9 protein-coding genes and 2 pseudogenes are annotated in these 9758 nt (G+C 62.6%); 4 read left to right on the top strand and 7 right to left on the bottom strand.

Going from position 1 to position 9758, the window contains the following annotated elements; translation table 11 throughout:
• Positions 1 to 397: pseudogene (locus WCE35_RS20030) on the bottom strand (D-glycerate dehydrogenase); the annotation flags it as partial.
• A gap of 354 nt (positions 398 to 751) precedes the next feature.
• Between WCE35_RS20030 and WCE35_RS20025 the strand changes: the two are divergent.
• On the top strand, positions 752 to 1279 hold the full coding sequence (locus WCE35_RS20025) for an SH3 domain-containing protein (RefSeq protein WP_424595054.1): 528 nt from the start codon (positions 752 to 754) through the stop codon (positions 1277 to 1279).
• 155 nt (positions 1280 to 1434) lie between these two features.
• Here WCE35_RS20025 and irrA read toward each other — a convergent pair whose 3' ends face one another.
• Positions 1435 to 1926, bottom strand: coding sequence for an iron response transcriptional regulator IrrA (gene irrA, locus WCE35_RS20020; RefSeq protein WP_424595053.1), 492 nt, complete (start codon positions 1924 to 1926; stop codon positions 1435 to 1437).
• Positions 1927 to 2252: 326 nt separating this feature from the next.
• Between irrA and fabA the strand changes: the two genes are divergently transcribed.
• Positions 2253 to 2774 carry a 3-hydroxyacyl-[acyl-carrier-protein] dehydratase FabA gene (gene fabA, locus WCE35_RS20015; protein ID WP_424595052.1) on the top strand — a complete coding sequence of 174 codons (522 nt, stop codon included), beginning with the start codon at positions 2253 to 2255 and terminating at the stop codon, positions 2772 to 2774.
• Between the two features lie 43 nt (positions 2775 to 2817).
• Positions 2818 to 4041: a beta-ketoacyl-ACP synthase I gene (fabB, locus tag WCE35_RS20010; RefSeq protein WP_424595051.1), complete on the top strand. Its 1224-nt coding sequence runs from the start codon at positions 2818 to 2820 to the stop codon at positions 4039 to 4041.
• Between the two features lie 188 nt (positions 4042 to 4229).
• Here the strand turns inward: fabB and WCE35_RS20005 are convergent, their stop codons facing one another.
• From WCE35_RS20005 to WCE35_RS19985, 5 genes and pseudogenes are all read right to left on the bottom strand, one after another.
• Complete coding sequence (locus WCE35_RS20005; RefSeq protein ID WP_424595050.1) at positions 4230 to 4826, bottom strand: glutathione S-transferase family protein; 597 nt, start codon at positions 4824 to 4826, stop codon at positions 4230 to 4232.
• Positions 4827 to 4945: 119 nt separating this feature from the next.
• Complete coding sequence (locus tag WCE35_RS20000) at positions 4946 to 5791, bottom strand: hypothetical protein (protein WP_424595049.1); 846 nt, start codon at positions 5789 to 5791, stop codon at positions 4946 to 4948.
• A 69-nt stretch (positions 5792 to 5860) separates the two neighbouring features.
• On the bottom strand, positions 5861 to 6322 hold the full coding sequence (locus tag WCE35_RS19995; protein ID WP_424595048.1) for a GNAT family N-acetyltransferase: 462 nt from the start codon (positions 6320 to 6322) through the stop codon (positions 5861 to 5863).
• 188 nt (positions 6323 to 6510) lie between these two features.
• Positions 6511 to 8703, bottom strand: a complete 2193-nt coding sequence (katG, locus tag WCE35_RS19990; RefSeq protein WP_424595047.1) for a catalase/peroxidase HPI — start codon at positions 8701 to 8703, stop codon at positions 6511 to 6513.
• 66 nt (positions 8704 to 8769) lie between these two features.
• Positions 8770 to 8850, bottom strand: a pseudogene (locus WCE35_RS19985) (catalase); the annotation flags it as partial.
• 180 nt (positions 8851 to 9030) lie between these two features.
• Between WCE35_RS19985 and WCE35_RS19980 the strand changes: the two are divergent.
• Positions 9031 to 9758, top strand: a 728-nt coding sequence (locus WCE35_RS19980) for a LysR substrate-binding domain-containing protein (protein ID WP_424595046.1), incomplete at its 3' end; no start/stop codon positions are given.

Below are 9758 nucleotides of genomic sequence, written 5' to 3'. Positions count from 1 at the left end.
CGGTGAGGATGGAAGCGCCCTCGATCAGGCGCCGCGGCACCGCAAGGATCAGCGCCATGGTCATGTCGGCGGTGTCTTCGGTCAGAACCTTCGGCGTATTGGTCACGGTGATGCTGCGTGCGTGCGCCGCCGCGACGTCGATATTGTCGACGCCGTTGCCGAAATTGGCGATCATGCGCAGCCTGCAGTCGGGCTGTTTGAGGATTTCTTCGCTGACCACATCGGTCACGGTGGGTACCAGCACATCGGCCGAGCGAACCGCTTCCGCAATCTGCTCGCCCGTCATCGGCGTATCGTCGAGATTGAGCTTGGCGTCGAACAGTTCGCGCATCCGGGTCTCGATCGAGTCCGGCAGCTTGCGGGTGACGACGACGAGAGGCTTTTTCCTAACCGACATGTCCTGCTCTCATGAGGCTTTGGCTCGCTAACCTTAGCTTGGCAAAGGGTGCGCCGTTCAGACCTCATTAACCCGGGTGTTCGACACTGCGGTTGCCGCGCGGTCCGGTGTTTCCTCGGTGGTTTCTTTGGGTTCCCCGATATCTACCTCTGGTTTCCAGGGGAAAATCCGGGCGTTCTGGTTCAAAATCTGATCCGTCCTCTCTAGCAGAAGGCCGGGCCAAGACAAGAACCCCTCGGGAATGACAAGACCGGGGCGAGATCAGGGCGGGCACAGGGGTTTTGGGGTTTTGGGCGTTAGCCAGGGTTTCAACTCAAGAAATTTGAGCAGGCGATCTCGGCGGGAGACGGGTTGATGGCGTTAGGGCGTTTCTGTGCGGTGGCCGTGCTGGCGGGGAGCATGCTGGGCGTGTCGGCCAGCCCGGGATTTTCGGCCAAGGATTCGGGAAGCACGACCAGCGGACTGCCGGTGCCGCGTTACGTCAGCCTCAAATCCGATCATGTGAATGTCAGGGCCGGTCCGACCAAGGACAATGACGTCGCCTGGGTCTATACCCGTTCGGGCCTGCCGGTCGAAATCACCGCCGAGTTCGAGAACTGGCGCCGGGTGCGCGATTCCGAAGGCGCCGAGGGCTGGGTCTATCACTCGCTATTGTCGGGGCGCCGCACCGCGGTCGTGACCATGAAGAGCAAGGACGAGCTGGCGCCGCTCTATGATCGCGCCGACGCGACCAGCGCGGTCGCCGCGCGGCTGCAGGCCGGCGTCGTCGCGCAAGTCAAGAAATGCGTAAACGGCTGGTGCCGCGTCACCGGCAACGGCTTTGACGGCTGGATCGAACAGCGGCGGCTGTGGGGCGTCTATGCGGACGAGAGGGTGGAGTGAACCCTGCAAGTCGGTCGACAGGAACGTCGCGGCTGAAAACAATAATCGTTGCCGGGCTTGACCCGGCAATCCATCCGCTTTCAGAAAAGCCTCTGATGAAGATTGATGGGTACGCCGGTCTCAAGCCCGCGGATGACGACTTTTCCGTATCGCGCTCAGCGCTTCTTGCGCAGCCGCACCACCATGTCGACGCGGGCGATCTCATAGCCGTCGGGGACTTCCGGCATCCTCTGCAGCACCAGATGCGGATCCGGAATGTCGACCAGCTCGTGATTGTTCTCGAGATAGAAGTGGTGGTGCGCCGATACGTTGGTGTCGAAATAGGTCTTGGTGCCGTCCACGCTGACCTGACGCAGCAGGCCGGCATCGGTGAGCTGATTGAGGGTGTTGTAGACGGTGGCTAGCGACACCGGAACCTTGGCCAGCGTGGCTTCCTCGTACAGCATTTCCGCGGTCAAATGCCGCGCGCCCTTGCCGAACAAGAGCCAGCCCAGCGCCATGCGCTGCCGCGTCGGCCGAAGGCCGGCAGCCTGCAGCATCTCATTGACGTCATGCCAGGGGCAACCGGTCAGCGCCGGCTGGTGTCCGGCACCGCGCGCAGCCGAATCGACGGCGTCACCATTCAAAACCAGGGCTTGGTCGTTCATATCCACTAGAGGCACCCAACTCAGGCAATATTCCCAATAAATATAAGAAGAAAACCCATTAGATGCAAGTTTTTCGCAACTAGAACAATCCCGGGGTCAGGGAGAAACCTGCGGGAAACGCCGCAATTTACCCCCAACCGGAGTGCTTTGCCGCCCGCCGGGCGTATGTTAGAGAGCGCGCGGACCATATATGCGATTTCGGCCAAGCAATCGCCGATAGCACCCCAAGTAGCGCCAATGTGCGGGAAAATGTTCTTCCCGCTGGGAAAACAGGTCCGGTTCGCTCGAAAGCGCTCCATCGGGATATCTGAGAGAGGCGGAATACGATGCTGGATCGGCGCAGTGGTTACGAATACGAGGATTTACTGGCGTGCGGACGCGGCGAGCTGTTTGGCCCCGGCAACGCCCAGCTGCCGCTGCCGCCGATGCTGATGTTCGACCGCATCAGCGAAATCTCGCAAACCGGCGGGGAATTCGGCAAGGGCCTGGTCAGGGCCGAGCTCGATGTGAAGCCGGATCTCTGGTTCTTCGGCTGCCATTTCAAGAACGATCCGGTGATGCCGGGATGCCTCGGCCTCGATGCGATGTGGCAGATGGTTGGTTTTTATCTCGGCTGGATCGGCGGCGAGGGCCACGGCCGGGCATTGGGTCTCGGCGAACTGAAGTTCGCAGGCCAGGTGCTGCCGAACGTTCGCAGGGTTGTGTACAATATCGATATCAAGCGCGTGATGCGCTCAAAGCTGGTGCTGGGCATCGCCGACGGGTGGCTTTCCATGGACGGCGAGATTATCTATCGCGCCAAGGATCTGAAGGTCGGGCTGTTCAAGCAGGGCACCGCCCCGGCTTGAACAGGCTCATCATGCGAAAACCTAACGGCAAGGCGAGGCGAACATGAGGCGGGTTGTGATCACCGGAATGGGCATCGTCTCGTCCATCGGAAATAACACCCAGGAAGTGCTTGCAAGCCTTCACGAGGCAAAATCCGGGATTTCCCGCGCGGAAAAATACGCGGAGCTCGGCTTCCGCTCGCAGGTGCAGGGCGCGCCGACGCTGAATCCGGCTGACGTCGTCGACCGGCGCGCGATGCGATTCCTCGCCGAGGGTGCGGCGTGGAATCACGTCGCGATGGAGCAGGCGATCCGGGACTCCGGCCTCGAGCCGTCGGAGGTTTCCAACGTCCGCACCGGGATCATCATGGGCTCGGGCGGGCCGTCGGCGCGCACCATCGTCGAAGCCGCCGATATTACCCGCAGCAAGGGACCGAAACGGGTCGGACCGTTCGCGGTGCCGAAGGCGATGTCGTCGACGGCGTCGGCGACGCTTGCGACCTGGTTCAAGATCAAAGGTGTGAACTATTCGATCTCGTCGGCCTGCGCGACCTCGAACCATTGCATCGGCAACGCCTATGAGACGATCCAGATCGGCAAGCAGGACATCATCTTCGCCGGCGGCTGCGAAGAACTCGACTGGTCGCTGTCGGTATTGTTCGACGCCATGGGCGCGATGTCCTCGAAATACAATGCGACGCCGGCAACCGCCTCGCGCCCCTACGACATCAGCCGCGACGGCTTCGTAATTGCCGGCGGCGCCGGCGTGGTGGTGCTGGAAGAGCTCGAACACGCCAGGGCGCGCGGCGCGCGAATCTACGCCGAAGTGGTCGGCTACGGGGCGACGTCGGACGGCTACGACATGGTCGCGCCCTCGGGCGAAGGCGCCGAGCGCTGCATGCGCATGGCGCTCGCGACGGTGAAAACGCCGGTCGATTACATCAACCCGCATGCGACCTCGACGCCGGCCGGCGATCCGCCGGAAATCGAGGCGATCCGAAAAGTGTTCGGCGCCGGCGACAAATGCCCGCCGATATCGGCGACCAAGGCGCTGACCGGCCATTCGCTCGGCGCCACCGGCGTGCAGGAGGCGATCTACTCGCTGTTGATGATGAACAACGGCTTCGTCTGCGAGAGCGCCAATATCACCGAGCTCGATCCGGTTTTCGCCGACATGCCGATCGTGCGCAAGCGCATCGACAACGCGAGGCTCGGCACCGTGCTGTCGAATTCCTTCGGCTTCGGCGGAACCAACGCCACGCTGGTGTTCAAGCGGATGGATGCGTGAGATTTTGTTCTGACCTCGCCCCGCGCTTTGCGGGGAGAGGTCGAAATTCGTGCAGCGCGCGAATTTCGGGTGAGGGGCCTGGCACCGCAGGTGGGCAAAGCGGAAGCGTGCCCACCGTTCAAGACGACGATCTGATCTACGGATGGACGGCGGGCACAGCGCGAAGGCGCACCTTTGCCCATCTACGATCACCCCGCCGCGATCTTTTCGGCGCGCTGGAACGCCGGGCGCGCCATGCAGCGCGCCAGATAGGCGTCGAATGACGGCCGCGACGGCACCATCTTGAACAGCCGCACCGCGAAGTTCAGCCCCGAGCCGATCATGATATCCGCCGCGGAAAAATTCTCACCGAGAATCCACGGGCCGTTTTCCAGGGCCTTGTCGAGCACGTCGAACACCCGCTGGGCGTCGCCCCAGCCCGCGGCGACCGGATTCATCTCGATTTTGGTCGCGAGTTGCACCATCGCCGGCTCGACGCAGCCGGGCGCGAAGAACAGCCAGTAGAGATATTTCGCGCGCAGGGGGGCGCCAGGCGGCGGCGCCAGCTTCGCGTCGGGACAGCGCTCGGCGACATAGGTGCAGATCGCGGCGGCTTCGGCGAGCGTAGCCTCGCCGTCTTTCAGCGCCGGCACCTTGCCCATCGGATTGATCGCGAGATATTCCGGCTTGCGCTGCGCGCCGGTGGAGATGTCGGTCAGCACGCGCTCGTAAGGCTGTCCGGTCTCTTCCATCAGCCAGAGTGCGGAGAACGAGCGCGAGCGGGGCGACCAATAGAGCTGCATCATCGGGAATCTCCACGTAAGCCGTATTGTTGTTGCCAGGCAGTCCGGATGGTTCGCCAGCATCCGTGACGCTGGACAAAGAATTGTGGCGGCGTCTGGTCGAGCTGACGGCGGAGTCCGGCTCAATCGTTCTTGAAATAGTCGGGCAGCGTCTGGTCAAGCGTTGCCGCAACCAGCGCACGGGTCCTTTCGCGAAGCGTCGCGTTGCCCTGAACAGCCGTCGCAGGTTCGGGGAACAGCGAATTGTCGAGCTTGGTGAGCGGATCTTCAGTCACTCGCAGGCTTTCGGATAGTCTCGTACCGAAATTCGCGAACGGGCGGCTAATTCTCTCGTAGGTGCTGCCGTCGAGCATGCTCACCGAAATGTTGGCGAACAGGTGCGAGTGCCTGATGAGCGTTCCGAGGCCGCGATTGTACGCGCCTATGCCGTCAAGCATTAGATTGGTGCCCGGCAGTTGCCCCTTGAAGCGGGTTACAACAAGGTAGCGTTCGCATTTCGTACTTGGCGTGATGCTTCTGACGATCGCCGGCAGGCCTTCGCGCGGGTCGGGCAAGATTCGGGATGTCGGATGATAGAAGGACTCAAACGCGCCCTTCGGATAAGCGATCCTCCGCACCGTCGGATCAGCGCCGGTCGCCGCGCGTACCCGTGCGACGACGAGATCGTCGAGTCCCCATCCCTCGACTGAAACCTCGCTCTCCTCAGTCTCGAAAACCGTGACGCCAAATTTTTGTACGGCAAAACGGTCACCAATCGCCGGAATCACGCCAAGCCTGCAACGACCGGATTCTGCCGCAACCGGCTGTTTCGCGGTTGCTTTGGCCCTTGGCGTCGGTTTCCTGTCAGTCGGCTTGACCGCGGAAGTTCCGGTCTGCGCAGGCGCTGTGCCCGGTGCGGTCTGCGTCTGCGCCCCTGCGCATGCGGCGAAGCCGGAGAGAAAAAACGCCACAAAGAGAATACGCATCATGAGAACTCAACGCTTGGGAGGGCTTCTCCATAGATTGAGCCCGAGACAACCGCAAGCTGAATATGTCTCTCACGTCCTATCGGACGATGTTCTTCCTCCATCGATCCATGGCGAATCCGTGACCGGCGAAATCTCCTCTTTCTCGAACACAAAGCCCTCGCGCTCATACCAGCGCCAGGCTTTTTCGCTCTCGCGCACGCAGCGCAGCCAGATTTCATCGGGCAGAAGTTTTCGCGTGAACGCGAGCAGGTGCCGCCCAACACCGCGGCCCTGATAGTTGGGCGCGACGAACAACTGGTCGAGATATTGATCCGGAACATGCAGCGCCAGCATGGCCGCGAGCGCGCCGGCGTCCTCGGCGGCAAAAAGGCTCCAGCCCTTCCCGATCTCGGCGAGAACGAGCTGGCGTAACTGCGCCAATAGAAGGTCGCCGGCTTCCGCGAGCCCGGTCGAAACCCAGCTCTCCATCCAGACGCGGGCGATGTCGTCATATTCGTCCGGGTGAGCGGGACGGATGATCGGCGGATGCATTGACCTCTTCCCGAACGAAGTCCGGCTTCTGTATGTGGCAAGAACCCTCAGGATTGGAAACGAAGAAAAAACCCCCGCGATTTCTCGCGAGGGCTTCATCATCCCGTCAAAATCGCGGGATCAGTCCGCGGCTTGCATGCCCTGCGGCATTTTCCGCCGCCGGGCGATCTCGGTCGCCTTGGCCCGCGTCAGGAGGCGAGATCGAAGCGATCGAGGTTCATGACCTTTTCCCACGCCGCCACGAAGTCTTTCACAAACTTCTCCTTCGAGTCCGCGCAGGCATAGACTTCTGCGAGGCCGCGCAGCTGCGAGTGTGAACCGAAGATCAGGTCGACACGCGTGCCGGTCCACTTGAGTGCGTTCGTCGCGCGGTCGCGTCCTTCGAACACGCCTTCGGGCCCGGCCGCCGCCTGCCATTGCGTGCTCATGTCGAGCAGGTTGACGAAGAAGTCGTTCGTCAGCGTCTCGGGCCGCTTGGTGAAGACGCCGTGCGCGGACTTTCCGGCATTTGCGTTCAGCACGCGCAGGCCGCCGACGAGAACCGTCATTTCTGGCGCAGTCAGCGTCAGCAATTGCGCCCGATCCACCAACAGCTCCTCAGCGGACAAGCGCTGCTTGCCGCCGAGATAGTTGCGGAAACCGTCAGATGCCGGTTCGAGCGGAGCAAAGGAGTCGACGTCGGTGTGCTCCTGCGACGCGTCCATGCGCCCCGGCGTGAAGGGAACCTTCACCTCGTACCCGGCGTCCTTCGCGGCTTTCTCGATCGCCGCGCCGCCGCCGAGAACGATCATGTCAGCAAGCGAAACTTTCTTGCCGCCGGATTGCGAAGCGTTGAACTCCTTCTGGATCGCTTCGAGTTTCTGAAGGACCGTCGCCAGCTGAGCCGGCTGGTTGACTTCCCAATCCTTCTGGGGGCTAAGGCGAATGCGCGCCCCGTTCGCGCCGCCGCGCTTGTCAGAACCGCGGAACGTCGAGGCAGAAGCCCAGGCCGTCGAGACCAATTGGGACACGGACAGCCCGGATGCGAGGATCTTGGCCTTCAGAGCAGCCATGTCCGGCTCCCCGATCAGTTTATGGTCGACCGCGGGGATGGGGTCTTGCCAGGGCAGCGGCGCCTTCGGAACGAGCGGGCCGAGATAACGCACGATCGGGCCCATGTCGCGGTGCGTGAGCTTGTACCAGGCCTTGGCGAACGCATCCGCGAGCTGCTGCGGGTTCTGGTGGAAACGCTTCGATATCTTTTCGTAGGCCGGGTCCATCCTCAAAGAGAGGTCGGTCGTCGCCATCATCGGCGCGTGGCGCTTCGCGGGATCGTGCGCGTCCGGCACGGTGCCTGCGCCGGCGCCGCCCTTGGGCGTCCACTGCTGGGCGCCGGCGGGGCTCTTCGTCAGCTCCCACTCATGGCCGAACAGCGTGTCGAAGTAGCTGTTGTCCCATGTCACCGGCGTCGGGGTCCACGCGCCCTCCAGCCCGCTGCTGATCGTGTCGACGCCCTTGCCGCTGCCATAGGTGTTTTTCCAACCGAACCCTTGCTCCTCGATGGGGGCGCCTTCGGGCTCGGGGCCGACATACTTGCTCGGATCGGCAGCGCCATGGGTCTTGCCGAACGTGTGTCCGCCGGCGATGAGCGCGACGGTCTCCTCGTCGTTCATCGCCATGCGCGCGAACGTCTCGCGGATATCCCGCGCCGCGGCGACAGGATCCGGCTTGCCGTTCGGCCCTTCCGGATTCACGTAGATCAGACCCATCTGCACGGCGGCGAGAGGATTCTGAAGGTCACGGTCGCCGCTGTAGCGCTCGTCCGCCAGCCACTTGCCTTCGGGCCCCCAGTAGATGTCCTGCTCGGGCTCCCAGACATCAGCGCGCCCGCCGCCGAAACCGTAGGTCTTGAACCCCATCGATTCCAGGGCGACGTTGCCCGCGAGAATCATAAGGTCGGCCCAGGAGATTTTCCGGCCATACTTCTGCTTGATCGGCCAGAGCAGCCGGCGCGCCTTGTCGAGGCTCACATTGTCCGGCCAGCTGTTGAGGGGTGCAAAGCGTTGAGTGCCGGAGGAGGCGCCACCGCGGCCATCGCCGACGCGATACGTACCCGCGCTATGCCACGCCATCCGGATGAAGAACGGCCCGTAGTGGCCGTAGTCGGCAGGCCACCAGTGCTGCGAGTCCGTCATCAGCGCGTGGAGGTCCTTTTTCAGGGCCTCGAAGTCGAGCTTCTTGAACTCCTCCGCGTAGTTGAACGCCTCCCCCATGGGATTGGACAGGGAAGAGTTCTGGTGAAGGATATTCAGGTTCAACTGGTTCGGCCACCAGTCCCGGTTGGCCTTGGCACTGTGCATGACCGGGCACTTGCCCGCGCTCTCGTCAGTCTTTGCGTCCATGTCTCTCTCCGATCGCGTTCTGTAGTTTTCTTCGAGTTATTCCGTATGGAATTATTGTGAAGTCTGGGAGTCGTCGCCGACGAGATCCCAGTTGCCTTCGCCGGTGTCGAATTTCAGGGCGAAGCCGCGCATTTCGCGCTCTGCATCGGTCGTCGGGCGATGGCGAGGGTTCGCTGCCGGGAAAGCTTTCCGTTTCTAAGACGTGTGGTTGTCAGGCGTATGAGCAATTTGCCGTTTGGGCGTTCTCGCTGGAATCTATTTTGGAAGATATCCAGTATCAGGTCCAGTCTAATTGTCTTGAGCGATCGATCAGTTTATCTTATCGCGATGATTACGCTCCGGCAGCTTCGCTACCTCTCGGCCCTGGCCAAACACGGCCATTTCGGCCGCGCGGCGGAGGCATGCGCGGTCACCCAACCGGCGCTGTCGATGCAAATCCGCGACCTGGAGCGTACGCTGGGGGTCGCCGTGGTCGAACGGCGGCCGGGAGATGTGATTCTGACCGATGTCGGGCGTGAAATTGCCCGCCGGGGGGAGGATGTGCTGGCAGCCTCCCGCGACTTGGTCGATTTTGCCCGCCATCGCAGTGGCCTTCTGACAGGGCGGCTGACGCTCGGCGTAATTCCCTCGCTGGCGCCCTATCTGCTGCCGCGGATGCTTCCCCCTCTGCAGGGCCGGTTCCCGGAATTGCGGCTGGAACTGCGGGAAACCCAGACCAGGCAGCTCATCGAGGAGATCAAGGACGGGACGCTCGACGCGGCGATTCTGGCGTTGCCGGTCGGCGAGCCGGATATCGATGCCGTTGCGCTGTTCGAGGACCTGTTTCTGCTCGCGGTGTCCGCCGACGATCCGCGCGCGGCAACGGCGCGGGTGGCCGCCGAGGACATCGACCAGAGCCGATTGATCCTGCTCGAAGACGGCCATTGCCTGCGCGATCAGGCGCTGGCGTTTTGTGCGACCGCGCGCAGCCACAAGGGCGGCGCGGCGGGGACCGCCTTCGGCGCCTCCAGCCTCACCACCGTGATGCAGATGGTCGCCAACGGCTATGGCTCCAC

The organism is Bradyrhizobium sp., assembly GCF_049691595.1.
In the GTDB taxonomy this organism is placed as follows: domain Bacteria; phylum Pseudomonadota; class Alphaproteobacteria; order Rhizobiales; family Xanthobacteraceae; genus Bradyrhizobium.
The sequence above is the reverse complement of the archived record's forward strand: the minus strand, read 5'-3'. Positions and strand labels throughout refer to the sequence as shown.

Coding starts and splice junctions, on each gene's coding strand:
- WCE35_RS20025 (WP_424595054.1), top strand. CDS start 752: ATGGCGTTAGGGCGTTTCTGTGCGGTGGCCGTGCTGGCGGGGAGCATG.
- katG (WP_424595047.1), bottom strand. CDS start 8,703: ATGGACGCAAAGACTGACGAGAGCGCGGGCAAGTGCCCGGTCATGCAC.
- WCE35_RS20000 (WP_424595049.1), bottom strand. CDS start 5,791: ATGATGCGTATTCTCTTTGTGGCGTTTTTTCTCTCCGGCTTCGCCGCA.
- WCE35_RS19995 (WP_424595048.1), bottom strand. CDS start 6,322: ATGCATCCGCCGATCATCCGTCCCGCTCACCCGGACGAATATGACGAC.
- irrA (WP_424595053.1), bottom strand. CDS start 1,926: ATGAACGACCAAGCCCTGGTTTTGAATGGTGACGCCGTCGATTCGGCT.
- fabA (WP_424595052.1), top strand. CDS start 2,253: ATGCTGGATCGGCGCAGTGGTTACGAATACGAGGATTTACTGGCGTGC.
- fabB (WP_424595051.1), top strand. CDS start 2,818: ATGAGGCGGGTTGTGATCACCGGAATGGGCATCGTCTCGTCCATCGGA.
- WCE35_RS20005 (WP_424595050.1), bottom strand. CDS start 4,826: ATGATGCAGCTCTATTGGTCGCCCCGCTCGCGCTCGTTCTCCGCACTC.